The sequence below is a fragment of the Ancylobacter sp. FA202 genome, from assembly GCF_000380205.1.
Classification (GTDB): domain Bacteria; phylum Pseudomonadota; class Alphaproteobacteria; order Rhizobiales; family Xanthobacteraceae; genus Ancylobacter.
In genome coordinates this window covers 56,816-80,054 of record NZ_KB904820.1, presented here as the reverse complement: position 1 = coordinate 80,054, position 23,239 = coordinate 56,816, and the positions used below count along the sequence as shown (strand labels likewise).

The window sequence follows — 23,239 nt, the reverse complement described above, 5'->3', positions numbered from 1 at the left end:
GGCATGGCGGGACGGGGTTTGGGGTGTAGCGGATGCGGGGAGTCACGGCTCGGAGGGCTGGTGCGTGCGAGCCGACGCGGCCGGCGGGTCGAGGGTTTGCGCGCGGCCTTGCGGCGCCGGCCCTTGCGCCCTCCGGTTGTGGCCGCGCTGCGCCATTTCTGAAAATGGCCGGACGTAAACCCGACACCGACGCAGGTTCCGGCGGTGCGGGAAAGCGCGCCGCCTCCGGGTGGTTCGGGCGTAACGCGGCTGCGCCGTCAGCGGGCGCCTGTCCGGGCGCTGTCGCGCGTCGGCGCGCCATCATGCCGTTTCGAGGCGTGCCTTTGAACCGCAGCGTCGCTGCCTCTCCTGCTTGGGCGCGGGCCCTGCGGGCAAAAATGCGTCGCTACCCCACCCCCCTTTGGTCGGCGTTGCGGGCGGCGATGGCGGCAGGCCGGCGCCCGGCGACCGCGTGCCGCGAGAGCGCCGCTGTCGCGGGCGGGCATTGGGGCGCGTGCGCGGCGCATCCGTCGAAACGGCGCCTCTAGGCACCTTTGCATTGACAAACAACACATTTTTGAAATTCGGGACTGAGGCAATCATGAGCAGCGCAGCATCTCGCAAGGACTTCGACGCCAGATCCCTCGTGCAGCCATCGCGCGCCCTGCGCCGGGGGTTGTTGTTGAGCTCGGCGCTGGTGCCTGTTCTGGCCCTCTCCTTCATGATGGCGCCGCCTGCTTTTGCTGACGGCGGCTCCTCGGGGGCCGGGGCCTCGGGCGGCACGGACTCCGCGACCTCGGTCGGCCAGGATGGCGTCTCGGGGACGGGTGGCGGCGGTGGTGGCGCGGGCGCCACCGGCGGAGCGGGTGGTTCTGCCGGGTCTGCCGCCGGCGGCGCAGGGGGCGCCACGGCTGGCGCGAATGGCGGACAAGGTCAGGATGACGTCGGTTCTGGAAGCGGCGGCGGCGGCGGCGGCGCTCACGGCTATGTCGGCAGCGTGTTGCCTATGGACAGCCTTATAAAGGGCGGCGATGGCGGCGACAGCGGCAGTGATATGAATGATGGCTACGCCAGCGGCGGCGGCGGCGCCGGTGGCTGGGGCGCTGTCATCACAGGCAGTGGACCCTATGACTGGTCGGCCATCTCCGTGATCATTCAGGGTGGTGACGGGGGCTCCGCCGGCGATTCAAACGGCAACCGGGGATCCGGCGGCAGCGGCGGCATCGGCCTGTATTTCACCTCCGATGTCTCAGTCGATATGGGCACCGGCGTTAACATTATCGGCGGGAATGCTGGGTTGGGTTCCGGCTGGGTCGACGCAGGTGCTGGACTTGTGTTCGACGGGTCAGCAACCGGAACAATCGCCGGATATGTCTCGGGCGGGAGCACGGAGCTCTTATACTCCGGTTACGGTGGTGTCGGTCTATCCGTAGCGGGCGATGCAACGCTGACGCTCGCCAGCACTGCGACCGTGACCGGCGGGCTTGCCAGCGATGGTGTGTCGGTAGCAAATGCGATCGAATTCGCCGGCACAACCAACAATCTGACGCTCGAAGGTAACGGAAACGCATCGGGATCCACCTATGCGACGATCTCCGGCGATGTCATTGGTTCGACTGCTTCCTCAGCCACCAACACTCTCACCTTGGCCGGTGTGGGCGGCAGTTTTGATCTCTCTCAGATCGATGTCGGCTCGGGCAGTTTGGCGAGTGTCGTCTTCCAGAACTTCGAATACTTCAATGTTGATGCGAGCCAGACCTGGGCAGTGACTGGTGCTGCCCGTGGAGCGGGATCCAGCAACCTCACGGAATGGAGTGTGTCCGGTGGCACGCTTCAAATCGGAACGGCAGACAATGCAGGCACAATCCCAGGTAATGTGACCGTGCACAGTGGAGCGACACTCGCCTCTACTGCACAGGTTGGGGATGTGGTGGGAAGTATTGTTATCGAGGCCGGGGGCCATCTGACTGTCAGCCGCCCCATGGGCGGTGCGCCGGCTCTGGAAACGCTCGAGGGCAATCTCACGCTGAACAGCGGCTCGTATCTCGACGTTACGCTGAACTCGCCCAGCACCACGGATCCGCTCATCGTCGTAAACGCAGCGGGTGCCCCTGGAGGCGGCACTCTCACGCTTGGCGGGACGCTGAACATTACCGACGGCGGCTCGATGGCCGAAGGTTCCTATCTTCTCATCACCTATACCGGCTCGGTTTCGGGAACGCTCGCCATCGGCACCGCGTCGTCGGATTACGATTATACCGTCGATACGACCTCGGTGAGCGGTCAGGTTCTTTTGACCGTTGCTGCGGGCGGCGGCCTGTACTGGAACGGCACGACCGTGTCCGGCAGCGGCCCGCTTGCGGGTGGAACCGGCACCTGGACGGCGGATTCGGGTGTGCTGAACTGGAGCAATGCGGACGGCACGACGCATGTCGCGTCGGACGGTGCCAAGCTCGCCATCTTCTCCGCCACCGCCGGCCTCGTCACCATCGACGATTCCTCGGGCGCGGTTTCCGCCAAGGGCCTGAAATTCCTGACCTCCGGCTATGAGATCACCGGCGACACGCTGACCCTCGCGAATGCCTCCGCGGCGCCGGTGGTGAATGTGGACGGCGCGGGCACCGACGCCACCATCTCCTCCGTGCTCGCGGGCAGCGACGGCCTGGAGAAGACCGGCGACGGCACGCTGATCCTGTCGGGCGTCAACTCCTATACGGGCGACACGACGATTTCGGCCGGCACGCTGCAGATCGCCTCGGCCGGCAGCCTCGGGGCGGGCAGCTATGCGGGGGCGATCTCCCTCGCCTCGGGTACCCTGCTCGACTACGCCTCCTCCGCCGCGCAGACCCTTTCGGGCGCGATTTCCGGCGCCGGCGGGCTGACCGTCTCGGGATCGGGCACGCTCACCCTGTCAGGCAGCAACACCTATTCCGGCGCGACCTCCATCAATTCGGGCGCCGTGGTCGTGTCTGGTGGATCGGCGATCGGCGACTCCAGTGCCGTGACGGTGGCGAGCGGCGCCGGCCTGACCCTGAACGCCAACGAGACCGTCGGCTCGCTGGCGGGGGCCGGGACGGTGACGCTGACCAATGTCAGCCAGCTCACCGCTGGCGGCGACGACAGCTCGACGACGTTCTCCGGCGAGATTGCCGGCATCGGCTCGTTCGAGAAGGCTGGCACCGGCACGCTGACCCTCGACGGGGCGAGTTCCTTCACCGGCATCGTCACCGTGTCCGCCGGAACGATGGTGCTGTCCGGCGGCTCGGCGCTGGCGAGCACGACAGAGTTCAACCTGTCGACCGGGGCCACGCTGGAGCTGGTCGACGGTTCGCAGGCCCTGGCCAATCTGAACGGTGACGGCGGGACGGTGAATCTCAACGCCAACACGCTGACGATCGGATCCGACACGACCACCGGAGGGTTTGCCGGCAGCATCACCGGCACGGGCGGGCTGACCAAGGTCGGCAGCCTCACCGCTTTCCTCACCGGCACCAATACCTTCACCGGGCCCGTCCATGTTGTTGCGGGCAAGCTGTTCCTGCAGAACGGGTCGGCGCTCGCCGACAGCGTCGCGGTAACGATCGACGCCGGGACGGAACTGGTCCTGCGGGACTCTGAAGCCATCGGTTCTCTCGCCGGCTCAGGCGATGTGATTGCCGCCGGGGGGGACTATGTGCTCACCACCGGCGGAAACAATGCGAGCACCACCTTCTCCGGTTCGCTGATCGAGGCCGGGGGGAGTTCCGTCCTGAGCCTTGTCAAGACGGGAACCGGCACGTTCACGCTGACCGGGGACAACAGCACCAGCTTCACCGCGGGAACCACGGTCCTGGGTGGCGTGCTGCAGATCGGCGACGGCGGCACGAGCGGAAACATCGGGGACGTCGACACGGGTTCCGGCCTGACGACGGGCGCCTTGGTGTTCAACCGCTCCGACGACTTCACCTATTCGGGGGGAATTTCAGGATCCGGGACGCTGGAGAAGAAGGGCTCCGGCACGATGATCCTCGGCACCAGCAATACCGGCCTCACGGGCCTGACGACGGTCTCCGAGGGGACCCTGGACCTCACGGGCAGCCTGGGCGGCGACGTGGCGGTGAAGTCCGGCGCCACGCTGCTTGGTGGCGGCGTCGCCTCCGGAACCGTTTCGGTCGAGAGCGGGGCCACGCTGTCGGTGGTCAGCGGCATCGGCTTCACCGTGGGGGCGGTGGAGTTCGGCGCGACCTCGACCTTCACATTTCTCGCGGAGGCCCCGACCGCCAACAATGCGATCTATTCGAATGGCGATGTGACCCTCGACGGCACATTGCAGGTGAATGCGGGTTCGGGCTTCGCCTCGGGTACGTACCGGCTGATCGATTTCGCCGGCGCGCTCACCGATGACGGCATGGAGGTGACGGCGCCGGCCCACTCGCTCTATGCCATCGACACGGCGACGAGCGGGCAGGTGAACCTCGTTGTCGCGCTCGGCCAGTGGTGGAACGGCACAGACACGACGGGCGGCTCCGGGGTTGTCGGCGGTGACGGCACATGGGACGTCCAGGCCGGCACCACCAACTGGACGAATATGGCGGGGACGACCGCCGATGCCTGGGGCCAGAGCGGTCTTGCCATTTTTGGCGGTACTGCGGGCACGGTGACCCTTTCGGGGAGCACGAATCCGACCGTCGCGGGCATTGAATTCCTTACCTCGGGCTATGTTGTCGACGGAGCCTCGCCGGCAGGTGCCATCCGGCTGGTGGCGCTGGCTGATGGCTATGTCCCCGAGATTTCGGTGGCCGAGGGAACGGCGACGATCAACACCCTGCTGACCGGCGGCTCGGGCTTCGAGAAGACGGGCGAGGGAACGCTCGTGCTCTCCCGGTCCAATACGATCGAAGGCGAGGTGACGGTGTCCGCCGGGACGCTTCAGTTCAGCGGCGCGGCGAAAGTGGCCGGTACGATCCTCGTCACGTCCGGGGCCGCTTTCGTGGCCGAGTCCGGGGCGACCGGCGGGTCCGTGTTGGGGATGACGGTGGCAAGCGGCGCGACGCTGCAGATGGAAGCGGACGGCGTCAGTCACCTCACCGTCGGCAGCCTGCTCATGCAGGGTTCCTCGGTCATCAATCTCGGCCTTGGGGCGCCATCGACCACGGCGGCGCTGTCGACCGGCAATGGCGACCTGATCCTGAGCGGCACGCTGAACCTCGCGCAGCGCGACGGCTACGCCTCGGGCACCTATCGCCTGTTCGATTTTGGCGGCCAGATCACCAATAACGGCCTGGTGCTGGGAACCACGCAGAACTATTCGCTGACCGCCCTCGATTATTCGACCTCCGGGCAGGTGAACCTGCTGGTCGCCGCCGCGCAATGGTGGAACGGCTCGACCGTCACCCCGGGTTCAAGCGTGCAGGGCGGCGACGGGACCTGGACGGTCACCAACTCCAACATGAACTGGACCGACGAGACCGGCGCCGCAGCCAATGCCTGGACGCAGGCGAGCGTCGCCGTCTTCGCCGGAACCGCCGGCACGGTGACGCTGAGCGGGTCGACCGATCCCGAAGTGGCGGGGATGTATTTCCTCACCTCCGGCTACACCCTCACCGGAGGCGGCATCTCCCTCTCCAGCTTCAACGGGCAGTCGGCGGTCATCACGGTCGGCGACGAGACGCCCGCAACCGCCGAGGTCACCGCCACCATCGCCTCCGTCCTCACCAGCACGACGGGGCTGGAGAAGGCTGGCGCGGGTGAACTGACGCTGACGGGGAACAACGCCATCACCGGGAGCACGGTGGTCTCCGCCGGTTCGCTCGTCTTCGCCGGCGGCACGTCGACGGCGGAAACCTTCTATATCGGCCGCGAGTACGAGACCTCGGGCGCGGCGACGCTGACCGGCGCCGGAACCAGCCTCGATCTCGGCACCTCCGGTATGATCGTGGCCGATAAGGGCAGCGGAAACCTCACCATCGCGGACGGCGCGGTGCTGACCTCCGGGGCGGGCTATGTCGGCAACGACATCGGAGCGGTGGGTCAAGCCACCGTCACCGGCACGGGCTCGCGCTGGGACGTCACGAACAGTCTTTATGTCGGCTATTACGGCACCGGCACGATGGAAATCTCCGGTGGCGCCAAGGTGACGGCCAACTATGCGGTCGTCGGCTATTATGACGAAAACGAAGGCGCGTACGGCTCCCTCACCATCACGGGTGCGGGCTCGTCGCTCGATATCGGCACCGGCGAGTTCGATGTCGGCTACTACAATGGCGGCTCGGTGACGGTCTCGAACGGGGCGACGCTCTCGACGGGGGAGGGCTATGTCGGCGTCTATAGTGGATCTTACGGGGAGTATGAATCTTCCGTGACCGTCACCGGCGCCGGCTCGAACTGGACGCTGAACGGCAATTATCTGCAGATCGGCTATTCCTACGACACGACGTCTGGCGCGCTCACCGTTGCCGACGGTGGAACGGTCGAAAGCGGCGGCGTTTATCTCGGCGTCTATGATGCCTCGCGGGGCGAGGTAACGGTGACTGGCGCTGGTTCGAAGCTCGATACCGGAGGCGCCGAATTCTACGCCGGCTATTACGGCGACGGCACCGTCACCGTCGCGGACGGCGGTACGATTCTGAGCGGCGACCTTTTTCTCGGGAACAACTCCGAACACTTTGGCATCGCCACGGTAACGGGCGCCGGATCGACTTTCGACGTCGGAACCTCTGGCATTTACATGGGCGAGTATGGCAGCGACGCGACCCTCGCCGTGGAGGACGGCGGCACGGTCGCCGCGGGCCAGATCGTCAAGGACGGCGAAGCGGCCAGCGCAGTGATTTCCCTCGACGGCGGCACGCTGCGGGCGACGGCGACGCAGGCGGACTTCCTCTCCGGCTTCGCGGCGGGAGATATCACGCTGGCGACGGGCGGTGGCACGATCGATTCCAACGGCTTCGACATTGGCGTGTCGAGCGCGCTCGGCGGCGCGGGCGGGCTTACCAAGGCGGGCCTTGGCACGCTGACGCTCACGGCCGACAACACCTATGCGGGCGGGACGACGGTGTCGGCCGGCACGCTTGAGATCGGCAATGGCGGCGCCACCGGTTCTGTGGCGGGCGCGATCGCCAATAGCGGCACGGTGGCGTTCAACCGCTCCGATGATGTGGTTGCGGCCGGGGCGATCACCGGCACGGGCGCGCTGGTGCAGAAGGGCGGGGGCAAGCTGACGCTTGTGGGCGCCAACAGCGCGGGCGCGGGCACGACGGTGGAGGCGGGCACGCTGGAGATCCTCAGCGGCGTGTCGCTGGCGAGCAATGTCACGGTGACGTCCGGGGGAACGCTGCAGGGCGAGACGTCGGGCACGTCCGGGGCGGCGATCGCCGGGACGGTGAGCGTGGAGAATGGCGGCACGCTGGCGGCGGCGCCGGTGACGACGGCGGGGGCCTATGGGCTTTCGATGACGGCGCTGACGCTGGCTTCGAGCGCCAATATCGATGTGACGCTGGGCTCCAACACCGGCAATGCGGTGTTCTCGGCCGGGACGCTGGCGCTGGACGGCGTGCTGAACGTGACCGATGGCGGGTCGATGGCGCTCGGTGTCTACCGGCTGATCGACTACACGACGCTGGCCTCGGATGGAGGGCTGGTGCTGGGCGATACGCCTACCGACTTTGCCTACACCATCCAGGTGGTGCCGAACCAGGTGAACCTGACGGTTCTCTCGGGCGAGATGCTGTACTGGAACGGCTCGACGACGACGCCGGACGGCACCATCCAGGGCGGCAGCGGCACCTGGTCGGCGAACCCGTCGGACCTCAACTGGCTGACCTCGCCGCTCAACCAGTCGCGGGCGTGGAACAGCCAATATGCGGTGTTCGCCGGCACGGCGGGAGATGTCACCGTGTCCGGCACGGTATCCACCATCGGCATGCAGTTCATGGTGGACGGCTATACGGTGGACAGCGGGACGATCACCCTCGCGGCCACCTCAGGCCAGACGCAGATCCGCGTCGGTGATGGAAGCGCGGCGGGCGCCAGCTTTGTGGCGACGATCGGTTCCGTGCTGGAAGGAACGACCGGCCTCGAGAAGACCGATCTCGGCACGCTCATCCTGACCGGCACCAACACCTATACCGGCGACACCACGGTCACGCAGGGCACCCTGCAGATCGGCAATGGCGGCACAACCGGTTCGATCGGGGGCAATGTCTCCGTGGCGGCTCTGGCGTCACTGTCCTTCAACCGGACCGACGCCGTTGCGTTCGACGGCGATGTCTCAGGCGCCGGCGCGCTGGTGCAGGCCGGCACCGGCACGCTGACCCTGACGGGAACCAACACCTATACCGGCGGCACCACCATCTCGGCCGGCACGCTTGAGGTCGGTGATGGCGGCACCACCGGAACCCTCGTCGGCGATGTGGTGAACAACGGGGCACTTGTCTTCAACCGCTCCGACGCCACCAGCTTCGCGGGAGCCATCTCCGGCACGGGCACGCTGGACAAGGCGGGCGCCGGCACGCTGACGCTCTCGGGCGCCAACAGTTTCACCGGCGCGACCACCGTGTCGGCCGGCGGCCTCGCCCTCATGGGTGGCGCCTCGCTGGCGGATGCCGCGCGGCTGACCGTGGCCTCCGGCGCCGCGCTGGAGCTGGTGGATGCTGACGAAACGGTCGGCTCTCTCGCCGGCGCCGGCGACATCGCGCTGAACGGCTACTGCCTGACGACAGGGGGCGACGGGTCGAGCTCGTCCTTCTCCGGCACCATCTCAGGCGCCGGATGCCTGACCAAGACCGGCGACGGCACGCTCACCTTGACCGGGGTCAGCACCTATAGCGGCACGACGACGGTGTCCGGCGGAACCGTGCAGGCCTCCGCGGCCAGCGCGCTGGGCACGGGCGCACTGGCCCTTGAGGGCAGCGGCACATTCCAGGCGAGCGAGAGCTTCACATGGGCCAGCGCAGTATCGCTGACCCCCTCCGAGGGGACCGGCGGGGGAACGATCTCGGTCGATCCGACCAAGACCCTCACCGTGTCGGGTGTGATCTCCGGCACCGGCGCACTGACCAAGACCGGCACCGGCACGCTGCTGCTGACGGGGACGAACACCTTCTCGGGCGCCACGGCGGTGGATGAAGGTGAACTGCAGCTTGCCGGCGGTTCCTCGCTCTCGGATACGGCGCGGCTGACGGTGGCCAGCGGGGCGAGCGCGTTGCTGACCGATGCGGACGAGACGGTCGGCTCGCTTGCCGGTGCCGGGTCCGTCGACCTCAATGGCCACTGCCTGACGGCGGGTGGGGACGGCACCAGCTCCACGTTCAGCGGCAGCATGACAGGGCCGGGCTGCCTCACCAAGACCGGTGACGGCACGCTTGCCCTCACGGGCACCAACACCTTGACCGGCCCGACCACCATCTCCGGCGGCGCGATCCAGGTGACAGCGGCGAGTGCGCTGGGAAGTGGCGCGCTGGCGCTTGAAGGCGAGGGCACGCTGCGCGCCAGCGATAGCTTCACCTATGGCTCCGCCATCTCCCTGACGCCGGTTTCCGGCGTCGGCGGCGGCACGTTCGAGGTGGATGACAGCAAGACGCTGACCCTGACGGGCGCGATCACCGGCACCGGCGCCCTTGGCAAGACCGGGACGGGCACGCTGGTCATATCCGGCACCAACAGCGCCAGCGGCGCAACCCAGGTGACCGCCGGCACGCTGATCGCCGAGGGCGGCGCCGCGCTGGGCGACACCAGCGCGGTGACCGTGGCGGAAGGGGCGAGCCTGATCCTTCGCCCCAGCGGCACGGAGACGGTCGGCTCGCTCGCTGGCGCCGGGTCGGTCACGCTTGACGGCACACGCCTGGCCACAGGTTCCGACGACACCTCGACGACCTTCTCGGGCGTGCTGGCGGGAACGGGCGGCCTCGACAAGGATGGCACCGGGACGCTGACGCTCAGTGGCGCCAATACCTATACGGGCACCACGCAGGTGAATGGCGGCACGCTCGCCGTGAACGGCAGCGTGGCGGGCGACATCTACGTCTACGATGCCGCGACGCTGGCCGGTTCCGGAACCGTGACGCAGACGGTGCATGTCCTTTCCGGTGGAACGCTCGCCGGGGTCCAGCCCACGGGCCTCACCATGGGCGCGCTGGACATGCAGTCGGGCGCGAACATGGACGTCACCCTGGGCTCTTCCACGGGCGGCGGCGTGTTCACCGTCAATGGCGACGTGACGCTGGACGGCACGCTGAACGTGACGCCTGCGAGCGAATTCGGCATCGGCATCTATCGCATTGTCAATTACACCGGCACGCTGACCGACAATGGCATGGAGGTCGGAACGATCGCGGGGGGCCTGGAGGGCGGGGTGCAGACCTCGGTGGCCGGGCAGGTGAACCTGTACGTCGAGGATCCGAACAGCCCCATCCTGTTCTGGAACGGCTCGAACACGACGGCGACGCAGAGCGTTCTCGGCGGCACGGGGACCTGGACGGCGGGGACGCAGACCAACTGGATCAACGCCTCGGGCACCATCCCGCGGGCATGGAACGACGGGTTCGCCGTGTTCCAGTCGACCCCCGGCACGGTGACGATCGACAATACCGACGGCCAGGTGTCGGCGACGGGGCTGCAGTTCGTGGACAGCGGCTATGTGGTGAGCGGCGACGCGCTGGCGCTGTCCGGCGACGACCGGGCGACGATCCGTGTCGGCGACGGCACCGAGGCCGGGGGGTCGACGCTCGCCACCATCGCCTCGGTCCTCACCGGCACGCACGGGATCGAGAAGGCCGATTACGGCACGCTGATCCTGACCGGAGCCAACACCTATACCGGCGGCACCGTCATTTCCGGCGGCACGCTGCAGATCGGCGATGGCGGCAGCACGGGGTCGATCCTCGGCGATGTGGTCAATAATGGCGTGCTGGCGTTCAACCGCAGCGACGACGTGACGATCGCGTCGGCGATCTCCGGCAGCGGCGCGCTGGTGCAGGCGGGCAGCGGCACGCTGTATCTGACGGGCGCCAACACCTATGCCGGCGGCACCGCCATCGAGGCCGGCACGCTGCGGGTCGACGCGGCCAGCGCGCTGGGCAGCGGCGGGCTGAGCGTCGGCGCGGCCGGCACCTTCCGCGCCAGCGGCAGCTTCACCTTTGGTGAGGCGGTGGTGCTGGACGGCGCCGTCTCCACGGCGGGCACGATCGAGGTGGATTCCGCGCAGACGCTGACCCTGTCGGGGGTGATCTCGGGCACGGCGGGGCTGACCAAGACCGGCGACGGCCTGCTGATCCTGACCGGGACCAACACCTATGCCGGGGTGACGACCATCTCGGCCGGCACGCTGCAGATCGGCGATGGCGGCACCACCGGCTCCATTGCCGGCGACGTGGTCAACAATGCCAGCCTGGTGTTCAACCGCTCCGACACCTACGCCCTTCACCGGGGCGATCACCGGCAGCGGCGAAGTGACCTTCACCGGCGGCGGCACGGTGCTGTTCTCGCGCGCCCTATACCGGGGCGGTGACGGTGGATGAGAGCACGGTGCAACTCGCCTCCGGGTCGAGCACCGCCTCGACCTTCACCGTCAATGAGGGCGGCGTGCTCGGCGGCACGGCGAGCATTGGCGGGCTGATCGTCAATGAGGGCGGCATTGTCGGGCCGGGCTATTCGCCCGGCACGCTGACCGTGAACGGACCCGTCACGTTCAATGCCGGCGCGGTCTACCAGGTGGACGTGACCGTGGCGGATGGGCACGACCTGATCACCGCCACCGGGGCGGTGACGCTGTCCTCGGACGCGAGCGTCGAGGTGCTGGCGACTTCGGGGCGCTACCCCTCGACGAGCACGATCACCATTCTGTCCACCACAAGCACGGTGACTGGCACCTTCGGCTCGGTCACGTCGGACTTCGCCTTCCTGGCGCCGGAACTGACCTATGACGCGCAGAACGTCTATCTGACGCTGGTCTATAACGGGTTCAACTTCGTCGACTATGCCCACACGCCGAACCAGGCGAACGTGGCGGTATCGGCGCAGGCGCTGGGCACGGGCAACGCCGTCTATGAGGCGATCTTCGCGCTGCCGGAATCGGCGGTTGCGCCGGCGCTGGACCAGCTTTCGGGCGAGGCCTATGCCTCGGCGCAGACGGTGATCCAGCAGCAGTCGATCTATCTGCGCGACGCGGTCGGCAGCCGGCTGCGCCAATCGCTCACCGCCCCGTCCGCCGGCGCGCTGTCCTATGCCGCCAAGGCGGCGGGGCCGGCCACGGCCCAGCTGGCGCAGGGCTTCACCCCGACGCTGTGGGCGGAAGGCTTCGGCGGCTGGGGCGATATCTCGGGCAATGGCAATGCCGCCTCGGTCAACACCACGGTGGGCGGCGTGTTCGGCGGCATCGACGTGGCGGTGCTCGACCAATTGCGGGTCGGCTTGGTCGGCGGCTACAGCCGGACCTCGTTCGACATCGATGGCCGCTCCTCGCAGGGCTCGATGGATAATTACGATATCGGCCTCTATGCCGGCGCCCAGTTCGACGCGCTCGCGCTGCGCGGTGGCGCCTCCTACACCTGGCACGACATCTCGGTGTCGCGCTCGGTGATCTTCCCGGGCTATTACGGCGCCCAGGATGCCGACTACATGCTGGGCACGACCCAGCTGTTCGGCGAGGTCGGCTACGACCTGTCGGTCGGGGCCTATGCCTTCGAGCCCTTTGCCGGGCTCGCCTATGTCCATGTCTCCGGCGACAGCTTCACCGAGAGCGGCACGCTCGCCTCGGCGCTGGCGGTGGACGGGGACTCGCAGGGCACGTTCTACTCCACGCTGGGCGTGCGGGCGGCCACCACCTTCACCGTGGCGGGCCGCACGCTGACCACCAGCGCGACTTTGGGCTGGCAGCATGCCTTCGGCGACACCAACTCGTCGGCCGACATGCTGTTCGCCACTGGCGGCGCCAACCCGTTCACCATCCAGGGCGTGCCGATCGCCGCGGATGTGGCGCTGGTCGGGCTCGGGCTGGGCTACCAATTGTCCGACAGCGCCGAGCTGCAGCTCAACTATGCCGGCCAACTGGCCGACCAGACCAACCAGAACACCTTCAGCGCGCAGTTCTCCTTGAAGTTCTAAGCCAACCGCGCTGGGGTCACACGGATCTCGCCCACCCGACCCACACCTGACCGAGTTGTATGATGACGCATCGCTTCCTCACACTGGCGGCTTTCATGATCGGCCTCGGCCTCGGCCTCGCCGGCCCCGCCTCGGCGCAGCAGCCGGCCGCGCCGGCGCCGGCGGCGAGTGCCCCGGCGGCCGCACGGCCCGGCCTCACCACCGCCACCTATCAGGACTGGGTGGTGCGCTGCGTGGCGGGCGACACCGGGCGGATCTGCGAGGTGGTGCAGAACATCCAGGCGCAGGGCCAGGGGCTGATCGCCAGTGTCGCGGTCGGCCGGGCCGACCCCAAGGCGCCGCTGCGGCTGGTGGTGCAGCTGCCGGCCGGGGTGTGGCTGCCGGCCGGGGTGAAGGTTCAGATCACCGAGAAGGCCAAGCCGGTGCTGCTCGCCTTCACCCGCTGCCCGCAGGGCTGCTTCGCCGAAACCGAGCTGGACGCCGCTGCGGTGCAGGCGCTGCGGGCCGCCACCGAGCCCGGCAGCTTCACCTTCGAGGACGGCGCCCGCCGCCCGGTGACGCTGCCGCTCTCCTTCAAGGGCTTCACCTCAGCCCTCGATGCCAGCCTGAAGCCCTGACACCTGTGCCGACCACGGCCTGATGTGGCGCGAAATGCCCTCCTCGATGAAAGCGAACAGACAATGACGGCCGATGCCTCGATCCTTCCTTTGTTCTATCGGGCGCCTGCCCTCTTGCGCTTTCCCGATCACCGTCTGGTGGGTGTCCGCGAGGGTGCTGATGTGAGCTATGCCGAGGGCGCGACGGCGATTCCGCTCGTGGCGGGGGAGTTCCTGCAGGCCCAGCGTAGCTATCCCATCGTATTCTCCAATGATGCCGACGCGGCGCCGCTTGCCGTCACCGGCACTGCGGCCGGCACAAACCTGTTCGCCTCGGAAGGGGCATGGGCGGAAGGGCACTATGTGCCCAGCTATGTGCGCCGCTACCCCTTCATCAGCATGGCGCCCACCGAAGGCGGAGTCACCCTGCTGGGTATCGACCTCGCCGCCGCCAAGGTGACGACCGATGCCGTCCGGGACGGCGCGCGGGCGCTCTTCTTGGAAGACGGTTCACCCACCACGTTCGCTTCCGCCAGCATGGCCTTCTGCGATGCCTATGCCCTGGAGCATGAACGCACCCGCGCCTTCAGTGCAGCACTGGTCGCGGAGAATCTCCTGGCCACCCGCGAAGCCCGCATAGTGTTGAGTGGCGGCGCCGAAAAACGGGTCCAGGGCTTCCGCCTCGTGGACGAGGCCGCCTTCCGTTCTCTGTCCAGCGACACCCTTGCCACCTTCCATCGCAACGGATGGCTCGACCTCATCATCCTGCACCTCGCCTCGCAACTTGCTTGGCAGGGGCTAGTGGAGCGTTCCGCTACGCCGGCCGAGGCGCCGGCACAAGCAGTCGCCTGATCCGCGATTGAAGGACCAGGAACAGAATCTCCACCATCTCGCGGTCACCGCCTGGCCGCTTCAGCAGATTCTGCTGCAGGGACCGGAACGCCGATGGCATTTCGGCGAAGGGCGCGCCGTTGCGTAGGGCGCCGGGCTTGCGCTGGACCACGGCCAGATAATGGCGCCAGTCATAGACAGTCCGGCTCTGGCGGTCATGGGAGCGAGCGAACACCCTTTGATGCTCGCAGATCGCCTGCCCCTCGGCGACGACGACGATCCGGTCGGGATAAACCCGCAGGCTGACCGGACGGTTGGCGAAGGACGCCGGCACGCTGTAGCGATTGCGCTCCAGATGAACGAGGCAGGTCGGGGAAACGCGCTTGGCGTGCTCGACGAAGCCGTCGAACGGCCGCGGCATCGGCATCAGGTGGCGGACCTCCTCAGCCCACACATCGGCGATTGAGCCGGGTTGCGCGCCGTGCTCGATCTGTGTCCATAGCTCCTGGCACGGGGTCTCCAGCCACTCGTTCAAGGCGTCCAGCGAGGGGAAGTTCGGTGCCCGTTGACACGGGCATCCTGGACGTTCTTCTCGATCTGCCCCTTCTCCCAACCGGAGGCCGGATTGCAGAACTCTGCCTCGAACAGGAAGTGGCTGACCATGGCCGAGAAGCGGATGTTGACCCGGCGCTCCTTGCCCCGGCCGACTTTGTCGACGGCCGTTCGCATGTTGTCGTAGATGCCTCGCCGCGGCACGCCGCCCAGCACCCGGAAGGCGTGGTTGTGGGCATCGAACAACATCTCGTGGGTCTGCAGCAGGTAGGCTCGCAGCGTGAAGGCGCGGCTGTAGGACAGCTTCACATGAGCGACCTGCAGCTTGGTGCGCTCACCGGCGATGATCGCCCAGTCCTCAGACCAGTCGAACTGGAAGGCCTCTCCGGGCACAAAAGCCAGCGGCACGAAGGTGCCGCGGCCGCTGGTCTGTTGTTCGCGCAGCCGNGCGGCCTTCCAGTCGCGGGCAAAGGCAGCCACCCGATTGTACGACCCCTCATAGCCGAGCGTCACCAGATCGGCGTGCAGCTGCTTGACCGTGCGCTTGTGCTTGCGCGACTTGCCGCTCTCGACCNGCAGCATCGCCGCNAGCTTGTCGGCATAGGGATCGAGTTTGCTCGGCCGGTCAGGAGCCTGAAACTGGGGCTCGACGCTGTCCGCCCGCAGATACTTGCGCACGGTGTTCCTCGAGAGGCCGGTGCTGCGGGATATCTCTCGGATCGAGCGACGATCCCGATGATGCCAGCGTCTGATGACGCTCAATAACTCCATGTCGATCACTCCGCTGTCCCCCGCGTAGCCCGCGTGAGACGAGGTGAAAACATGGGTCACTTCTCGATGGAAAAATCCGTCCCTGCCGGGTCAACTCTAAATGGAAATCAACAGACGGCCTTCCAGCCCGGGCGCGTCACCACGCGCCCTCGCGCTTGAAATCGCAGCACCTCGATCGAGCCGGGCTCTTCCGGTACCTGCACAGGAAATGAGAGCGTGGTTTCGTCAAACTCATGGTCCGGCGAGATCGCGGCAATGAAAGCGCGCGCGATCGCGTCGAACAGCATTCGTTCGTCATGATCCAGTGCCGCCACGCTGGCCGACATGTTCGGGGCGTTGACGTTCGGGATAAGGGCATGATGGCTGGCGCCGGCAATGCCGGCGTCAGACCAGAGACCGGACTTGCCCTTGCGAATAACCGCGGCGGCCGGCAGCAGCGGCGCCAGCCCGTCAATGCCGCGCAGGGCAGTCAGCAGATTGTCGGCGCTCGGCACCAGGTTCTCGGGCAAATAGCGGGTTTCCGCCCGGGGATAGGTGATCAGCTTGTGCCGCTCATAGAGCGCCTGGGCGACATCGAGGACCTTCTTTGCGCCCCAGCCCCATTTGCCGGCGTGCTTCTGCAGCGACGGCAGGTCGAAGGGACGCGGCGGTGCCGCTTTCCGGGCCTCCCGTGAGACCTCGATCGGTCCTTGATAGCTCGCGGCCGCGAGGGCAATCCGGTCCGCTCTCGCCGGATCGAAGATCCGCGCGTCTCCGCGCGGCCGGTACCAAAGGGACGCCTCGCCGGCAGCGCCGGCGACGACGGCCTCGATCTCGTAGAAATCGCGCGGCACGAAGCTGCGGATCTCCAGCTCGCGCGCGCAGACCAGCCCCAGGGTCGGCGTGCGGACACGGCCAATCCCGAGCGGTCCGCGCCAGCCCTCCGGCCTCAGTTTCACAGTGGCGGCCCGGGTCATCGTCAGATTGAAGATCTGATCCGACTGAGCGCGCGCCACGGCGGCCGCAAAGAGATTGGCCCAATGCGCGTTCGGCTTCAGCGCGGCGAATGCCGCCTTCAGCGAGGTTTCGTCCTCGGCGGTGAACATCGCCCTCAGCACCTCGCCCGTGAAGCCGAGATGCCGAACCAGGGACTCGCCGATCGCCTGTCCCTCGCGGTCGCAGTCCGTGGCGATGATCACACGGCCGGCGCCCGACAGCGCCTTGCGGATCTCGTCGAGACGTTCCGCCTTGCCGTCGCCCTCGTCGGCGCGCCAGCCATACCGGCCCTTTGCCGGGCGCAGGACATCGAGGCTCCAGACCCGCCACGCTTCATTGACCTCTTCCGGGGCTTCCAGGCGCAGGAGGTGGCCTTGGGCGGCAAGGATGCGGCCATGCCGATCGCCGAGAGCCGCGCGCAGATTGCGGGCCTGAGACGGCTTTTCACAGATGATCACGGTGTTCATGCTGCCAGCCCCGGCTTGCTCGTCGAAACTGTAGGCAGCACGTCCTGGCGAGCAGCGCTATCGCCACCGAGGCGCGCCGGCGCGAAGTCGATTTCGGTGACGCGGAAGCGGCCGGCTACCTTGTGGCATTGAACGACGACGTCGATCATGGTCGTCAGCAACGCCCGCACGTCATCACGCGCGAGATCGCGGCCGGCTTCACTCTGCTTCACCAGCAGCGTCAGCCGCTCGATCGCCAGCAGCGCGCTATCGGCATGCACCGTCGTAATCGAGCCCGGGTGCCCCGAATTGACGTTGACGATGTAATCGAAGGCCGTTCCGTCGCGCAGCTCCTGCAGCAATATCCGATCCGGCCGCATCCGCATGCACGATTCCAGCAGCTCGGTCGGGCCGATCTTCGCCACCCCCTGCCCTCCCTTCGAGTAGAAGAGGCGCACCGCGTTCGTCTGGGGTATCTCCAGCTCCGGCGTGTCCTCGACGGTGATGACCCGCTCATCAAGCGGGATATGGGCAATCAGCGCCTTCGACAGGGTCGTCTTGCCGCTGCCCGTCGCGCCCGAAATCACAATGTTCTTGCGCGCGCGAACCGCCTGCCGAAGGAATTCGGACCAGTCGCCGCAGCGATGCAAAGCGATCAGCTTCTCATCGGCCGGATTGAACTGCACAACCGTCCGCACGTCGTCGAACAGCCCGAACGTGTCGAGCTGGTCGAGCGTGAAGGTCTTGGACGATGGCTTGCGCAGCGTGATCGACACCGTGCCGGCGCCGACAGCCGGAGGGAACACGATCTGGATGCGCTCGCCCGCCGGCAGCGTCGCCGAGAGCAGCGGGCGCGATTCCGAGATGGTCTGGTGCGACCAGGTCGCGACCGCCCGGCCGAGGCTCGTCAGGGCCTCGAATGTCAGCTCAGGGAAGGAATAGGCTTTCCACCCGTCGCGGCGCTCGACAAGCACCTCATGCGGCCTGTTGACGACGATCTCGAATACCTCGTCGTCCGAGAGAAACTGGTCGAACGGGCGCAAGAGCGCCCGCACGACCAAGGGGTCCTGCGTGGCAGTCATCGCTAATTCCCTGAGTTGCGGCCGGCGGCCTATTTCGTGATCAAGGGATCGGCTATGCCGAAGTCACCGAGCACCCCGCGATCGTAGATCTTGCCGAGCGGTTCCGTGACTTTCAGCGTGTAGACGTTGGAGAAATCGAGGTCGCGCGCGACGAAGATCGACACCACCTCGCCCTGATGCTTGATCAGGGTCGGCGGGATATTGATCGACTGCTCGACGGCGATCGCGGCAGCGTCTTCGCCCGAACTCGTGGTCTGAGTGGCCGACACTTCGCTGCCCTTGGAGATTTCATCCCCGATCCAGCTCGAAATGTCGCTCATCATCGACATCAGGATCGCGCCGCCGAAGCGTTCCCAGAAATGCGTGTCGACATAGCCGTCGAAACCCGCCCGGCCGAGGCCATCCGTCGCCGGCGACGCCAGCGAGATAATGACCCCATCCGGCGTCTTTGCCCGCGTCCAGAGCACGAACAGCCGGCTCTGACCACGGCGCAGCCCTCCCCGATATTCGCCCACGACCTGCGTCCCCTTGGGCATCAGGACGACGCGGCCATTGTCCGAGAGCACGTCGCGCGGGATGACGCAGCTGGAAAAGCCCGGCTGGTCCGACGACAGCGCCGTTTCCAGCACACATGGAATCGAGGCGCCCATAGCCACGATGAAGTTCCGATTTCCCAGAGTGCCCGCTTTCGATCCTTGCAGGACCGTCGGCTTCAACAGCCCCTGAAAGCGCGCCTCGTCATCGGACCGCTGCTGCTGCACCGCCACATAGGCGTCATCGCCGGGGGCACTCGGCGCGCCCTGGCCGCCGCGTGCGGTTCCCGCGCTGAAGGCGATGACCGGCGCGCGGGTTGCGGACCCGAGAAGAGGGTCGGGCTCTTGCTGAGGCACCGGCGCCACAACAGCGGCGGCGCGCTCCCGAACGGGGGCAGGCACAGGCTCCACCTTCGGCAGCTGCACCGGCGCCGGCTCGTAGGGAACGTTGGAGCGGATGACGTTATCCGGCTTGGCCGGTTCACCCGCCTTCTCATTCCCGAGCGAGGAATAGACCAGGGCCGCTGCTCCTACTGCGATGAACGCGGCCCCGCCCAGGAGCTTCCTGGCGTCGATCCCAAAGCGGCTTGGCGTGGCCCGAAGCGCTCCGCGTTCACCCGCAAGGCCATCCTTCTCATGATCGGCATCAGACATCGGATCTTCCTCACTGTGCCGGGGTAGACGCGGCGGCCGGCTTTACGACGCGCTGCACCGATGGCGACGTCGTGCCCGTGCCCGGATTGATCCCGGCCGGCACGTAACCCTCATTGAAGATGCAGGTGACTTCCTTGCCGCGCCGCAGAACGAATTTCGCGGCAATGGCATGGACCATGACCAGATCGCCATCGGTCGAGCTGGGCACCAGGTTCTCCGACCCATCGGCGTTCACGATGTAGATCGCCGGAATCTGGGTGTTCCCCGAAAAGGCGAACGTCGTCACTTTGCCGTTGTCGTAGACCGACGCCGGCTCGATGACCTGCGATCCCTGCGCCGAATAGCGCCAGTTGCGCGGCCCGAACGCGCCGTGAAACTCCAGCACCTTGTCGGCTTGGTTCGCCTTCGCAGCTTCCGCCCTGGCGGCAGCGACGCGGCGCCGCTCCTCGGCTTCGTCGCCGGGGTATCGGAATTTCACAAGGAAATAGGTGTCGGAGCCGGGACCAACCGCCCCCTCCCGAACCGTCAGCTCGAACTGATAGCTGCGCTTCGAGCCGTCCCGGCGTGCCGTGACGACCTGCAGGTTGGTCACGGCCTGCTTCTCGCGCGGCTTGAGGAACAGAATGCTCCCCGCCGGCGCCACCTCCCAGGCAATGCTGTTGCCCGTGGCGACGTGCACGATCTCCTCGTCCGGCGCGAATTCGACCTGAACGGATGAGCGCAGGGTGCCGATGATCCGCACCACGTTGTACGGCTCGAACTGTACGAACCGGATGCGGCTATCGCGGGGCGCCGCGACCGGCGTTTCCAGCGCGAGCGCTGTGCCGACCGGCGCGGAGGCCGCGATGAGGATCGCCGCCGAGAGCATGGTGAAGCGGTTCATCAGTTTACCTCCGGGTCCGCTCGGAAATCGCTCACCAGGAAGCCCAGCGGGTTCACAAGCCGGTCCTGTTCGGACATCGGCGCGTTGACGAACGAATAGGTCAGCGTGGCGATCCAGTGCGTCTGGTTCACCTCATCGCCGCGCGTCATCGTGCGCAGATAGCGCACCTGCATGACGTTCGAGCCGATCAGCGCAATGGTCTTGACCTTGATCCTGACTGTCGCCCGTTCCCCATAGATGTTCTGGGGGCTCTCGGGATTGCGGCCGTTGAACCAGGCCGCGAAACGACCCTGTTCGGTCGGCGCCGACATCAGCATCACGGTCCGAAAGCTCTCTTCAGCTTCGCTCGCCGCGAAGCCCTCGCGGGAGCGCACATAGCGGGCCGCGAACCATTTGCGGACCGCCTCATCATATTCGAGCGGACCCGATTTCAGCCCCGACACCACATCGACGATGCCGGTCGAATTATCGACCCGCACCACGAAGGGCTCTACCGTCTTGAGAGGCGTCAGGCCGGCAACAGCCGCCACTGCCACCAGCGCGACCGCGCCCGACAAACCGGCGATCGTCCAGGCCACCTTGCGCGAGCGGTTCGCCGCGATCACCCGGTCTTGATCGAAGCGGCGCGCCCTCTCGAAATACTCGTCGAGGCTCTTGGTCGGCACCATCATCCCCTCCCCTTAGCTCGCGGCCGGCGTCGCGCCGGCGACCACTTCCAACCCGGTCGGCACCGGCTGGGTGCTCATGGAGGTGGAATCCCACACCGAACGGTTGAGGGGCCGGCGGGCAGAGCCGTCGCAGGACGGCAACGGGTACTGAATCGACGCGCAGCCCGACACCATCAGGCCCAGCGCGAGGATGATTAAGGCGGTCGGCTTTCTCATCAATTCAGGTCCAGTTCTCTGACGCAGAGCGTTAGGGGTGGTGTCCGGCCTCGCGGCCGGCTCAAAATTCGGTTGATTTGTCAGGGCCTTACTGTTTTCCCTTTGAGCCGCCGCGCATCTTCCCGGCCAGATACCGCGCGCTTTGCGCTACCGCGCTTCCCCGCGCATCGTTTTTCGCCAATGTGCCATAGGCCAAGGACATCCCTCCCCCGGCGAGCGAGGCGGCAAGCTGCGGCAGCTGGTACAGAATGTAGCCGGCCGCCACGAAGGTCGCCCCGAGCGACAGCGGGATCATCAAGACGTCGGAGAAGCTGCCCGCCGAGCTGACTTGCGAGTCCAGGATATCGACGAGCAGCGACCCGAGCGCCAAAACCAGCACCTGCAGCACGACGTAATTGATGACCTGAGCGAACCACGCCTCTGTCATCCGACGTGTTGAATCGAACAGCGCGCAGGCGATGAAAATCGGACCGAGAGCGAGCACCAGCGTCAGAGCGATCTTGGCGTACAGCGTCACGACGAAGGAGATCGCGAGCGTGATCAATGCGATAATGATCAGCAGCAAGGCTGCCATGCCATAGGTCACGATCGTATAGTCCCAGCCCGCCGCTGCCATGATCTTCGTGGCAGTCACCTGAATTTGCGTCATCAGACCGTCAAGGCTCGATCCACTGATCGCGCTCCCGGTCGATAGAGCCGCCGAAATCTCATTCGGCAGGCTCTCGAAAAAGATGTCGGTGACGAACTGCTGATACGTCCCGCTCTCTTTGATGAGCGCGATGATGAAGCCCAGCTTGATCACCCGAAGGGCAATTTCCCGGATCGGTGTGTCGATCTTTCCCAGCATCATCAGGACGCCGGTGATGATCACATAGAGCGTAACCGCCAGAGACAGGGGGCCGGCAATCGCGGACGCGATGTTCGACGAGCCCGAAGAGATGAAGCTCTCCAGGGGCGCCGTGAAACTGTCCTCGATGCTCTCGAATGTCGTGTAACCAGCCATGCCGGCGCCCCGTTTTCTTATTCAGCCGCGCTGCCGCACAGCAGCCCTACTGAAGCGATTTAGACATGTTGTTGAGCCGGCTCTTCCATCGCGCTTGTGCAACATTCTTGCAATTTGGCGTCTCGGAAAGCCGGCCCGGGTCATTGCTGCACTCGTTGTAGATGCGTTCGAGTGTAGCCGGGTCATTCACAAGCTCGTCGACCGTGTAGACCTTTTCATCGTTGCCGTTACAGGCGGCGAGGCCGAGGCAGGCGACGGCTGCAATAAGAATTTTCTTCATTTCAAAGACTTCTCCATATTATCCAGCTTCTGGCGCCAGTTCTCACGCGCCCGCTGTTCGTCTACCTTGATTTGAGCGTCCTGCACCATCTTCAACGCCTGCATGCGCAGCGTATCGGTCTGGAGCAGAGCGCTTTCGCTTTGGATGCGCGCCGACAGAGCGGCGACCTCCTTGGCGTCGGACGATTTGGAAATCTGTTTGCGCAGCTCTTCGAGACCATCGACCCGCTTCGTCGCGGCCTCGTACATCTGTTCGCCTAGGGACAGCTGGCCGGCGTTCTGCTTCTGGACCTTCGCCAGCTCCTGCGCGTAGAAGTCGTTGGCATTGGTCTGGTAGCTCGAATTGCTATCCAGATGGCGCTGCGCCGAGGACCCGAAGGCCCCCGAGCCATTGCCCTGCAGAAGCCCCTCAACCTCGGAGAAATTCCCAGGAAGGGCGTTGCGGATCTCCGGATCGTTCAACAGGCCGGCGACGTTGCTCATATTCGTCACGCCATTCATGGAATCGAACAGCGCCTGGCCCTGCGCCAGTTGCTCCTTGAGCGTGTCCAACTGGCTTTTCAGCTGAGCGATCTGTTCGACCTGCTTCGCGATCGCGGTCGTATCGAGGACTGGAATGCCCTGCGCACTCGCTCCAAGCGAGCCCGACAGGAAGGTGGTGACGATGAGGACAAGGCGCAGCCGAGACATGCCA

General features: G+C 66.3%; 13 protein-coding genes and 1 pseudogene. 4 read left to right on the top strand and 10 right to left on the bottom strand.

What is annotated here, in order from left to right:
- The first annotated feature begins 1,909 nt into the window (after positions 1–1,909).
- From A3M1_RS27135 to A3M1_RS0124670, 4 genes are all read left to right on the top strand, one after another.
- A complete protein-coding gene (locus tag A3M1_RS27135) occupies positions 1,910–11,461 on the top strand; it encodes an autotransporter-associated beta strand repeat-containing protein (protein ID WP_198291200.1) in 9,552 nt (3,183 codons plus the stop codon).
- Positions 11,462–11,478: 17 nt separating this feature from the next.
- Positions 11,479–13,056, top strand: a complete 1,578-nt coding sequence (locus A3M1_RS25575) for an autotransporter domain-containing protein (RefSeq protein ID WP_245261974.1) — start codon at positions 11,479–11,481, stop codon at positions 13,054–13,056.
- A gap of 59 nt (positions 13,057–13,115) precedes the next feature.
- On the top strand, positions 13,116–13,673 hold the full coding sequence (locus A3M1_RS0124675) for an invasion associated locus B family protein (RefSeq protein ID WP_018391666.1): 558 nt from the start codon (positions 13,116–13,118) through the stop codon (positions 13,671–13,673).
- 63 nt (positions 13,674–13,736) lie between these two features.
- Positions 13,737–14,504: a SapC family protein gene (locus A3M1_RS0124670; RefSeq protein ID WP_018391665.1), complete on the top strand. Its 768-nt coding sequence runs from the start codon at positions 13,737–13,739 to the stop codon at positions 14,502–14,504.
- Between the two features lie 7 nt (positions 14,505–14,511).
- On the opposite strand, the pseudogene istA reads toward A3M1_RS0124670, so the two are convergent.
- The 10 genes and pseudogenes from istA to virB5 form a co-directional block, all read right to left on the bottom strand.
- A pseudogene (istA, locus tag A3M1_RS25450) lies at positions 14,512–15,806 on the bottom strand (IS21 family transposase); the annotation flags it as partial.
- A 107-nt stretch (positions 15,807–15,913) separates the two neighbouring features.
- A complete protein-coding gene (locus A3M1_RS25445; RefSeq protein ID WP_018391664.1) occupies positions 15,914–17,248 on the bottom strand; it encodes a DNA topoisomerase in 1,335 nt (444 codons plus the stop codon).
- Complete coding sequence (virB11, locus tag A3M1_RS0124655; RefSeq protein WP_018391663.1) at positions 17,245–18,309, bottom strand: P-type DNA transfer ATPase VirB11; 1,065 nt, start codon at positions 18,307–18,309, stop codon at positions 17,245–17,247. Before virB11 ends, A3M1_RS25445 begins: the two co-directional genes overlap by 4 nt.
- A 29-nt stretch (positions 18,310–18,338) precedes the next feature.
- On the bottom strand, positions 18,339–19,496 hold the full coding sequence (virB10, locus tag A3M1_RS0124650; RefSeq protein ID WP_018391662.1) for a type IV secretion system protein VirB10: 1,158 nt from the start codon (positions 19,494–19,496) through the stop codon (positions 18,339–18,341).
- Between the two features lie 10 nt (positions 19,497–19,506).
- Positions 19,507–20,379, bottom strand: a complete 873-nt coding sequence (gene virB9 / locus A3M1_RS0124645) for a P-type conjugative transfer protein VirB9 (RefSeq protein WP_018391661.1) — start codon at positions 20,377–20,379, stop codon at positions 19,507–19,509.
- Positions 20,379–21,047, bottom strand: coding sequence for a virB8 family protein (locus tag A3M1_RS0124640; protein WP_026221509.1), 669 nt, complete (start codon positions 21,045–21,047; stop codon positions 20,379–20,381). The genes virB9 and A3M1_RS0124640 overlap by 1 nt, the downstream gene beginning before the upstream one ends.
- A 12-nt stretch (positions 21,048–21,059) precedes the next feature.
- Positions 21,060–21,263: a hypothetical protein gene (locus A3M1_RS26625; protein ID WP_018391659.1), complete on the bottom strand. Its 204-nt coding sequence runs from the start codon at positions 21,261–21,263 to the stop codon at positions 21,060–21,062.
- An 88-nt stretch (positions 21,264–21,351) separates the two neighbouring features.
- The gene (locus tag A3M1_RS0124630; protein ID WP_018391658.1) at positions 21,352–22,266 is read right to left on the bottom strand and encodes a type IV secretion system protein; all 915 of its coding nucleotides are present in this window, start codon (positions 22,264–22,266) and stop codon (positions 21,352–21,354) included.
- Between the two features lie 46 nt (positions 22,267–22,312).
- Complete coding sequence (locus A3M1_RS0124625) at positions 22,313–22,546, bottom strand: EexN family lipoprotein (RefSeq protein WP_018391657.1); 234 nt, start codon at positions 22,544–22,546, stop codon at positions 22,313–22,315.
- Positions 22,543–23,235 (bottom strand): P-type DNA transfer protein VirB5, encoded by a 693-nt coding sequence (gene virB5, locus A3M1_RS0124620; RefSeq protein WP_018391656.1) that lies wholly within the window; start codon positions 23,233–23,235, stop codon positions 22,543–22,545. The genes A3M1_RS0124625 and virB5 overlap by 4 nt, the downstream gene beginning before the upstream one ends.
- Between the last annotated feature and the right edge of the window lie 4 nt (positions 23,236–23,239).

Coding starts and splice junctions, on each gene's coding strand:
- A3M1_RS0124675 (WP_018391666.1), top strand. CDS start 13,116: ATGATGACGCATCGCTTCCTCACACTGGCGGCTTTCATGATCGGCCTC.
- A3M1_RS0124670 (WP_018391665.1), top strand. CDS start 13,737: ATGACGGCCGATGCCTCGATCCTTCCTTTGTTCTATCGGGCGCCTGCC.
- A3M1_RS25445 (WP_018391664.1), bottom strand. CDS start 17,248: ATGAACACCGTGATCATCTGTGAAAAGCCGTCTCAGGCCCGCAATCTG.
- virB11 (WP_018391663.1), bottom strand. CDS start 18,309: ATGACTGCCACGCAGGACCCCTTGGTCGTGCGGGCGCTCTTGCGCCCG.
- virB10 (WP_018391662.1), bottom strand. CDS start 19,496: ATGTCTGATGCCGATCATGAGAAGGATGGCCTTGCGGGTGAACGCGGA.
- virB9 (WP_018391661.1), bottom strand. CDS start 20,379: ATGAACCGCTTCACCATGCTCTCGGCGGCGATCCTCATCGCGGCCTCC.
- A3M1_RS0124640 (WP_026221509.1), bottom strand. CDS start 21,047: ATGGTGCCGACCAAGAGCCTCGACGAGTATTTCGAGAGGGCGCGCCGC.
- A3M1_RS26625 (WP_018391659.1), bottom strand. CDS start 21,263: ATGAGAAAGCCGACCGCCTTAATCATCCTCGCGCTGGGCCTGATGGTG.
- A3M1_RS0124630 (WP_018391658.1), bottom strand. CDS start 22,266: ATGGCTGGTTACACGACATTCGAGAGCATCGAGGACAGTTTCACGGCG.
- A3M1_RS0124625 (WP_018391657.1), bottom strand. CDS start 22,546: ATGAAGAAAATTCTTATTGCAGCCGTCGCCTGCCTCGGCCTCGCCGCC.
- virB5 (WP_018391656.1), bottom strand. CDS start 23,235: ATGTCTCGGCTGCGCCTTGTCCTCATCGTCACCACCTTCCTGTCGGGC.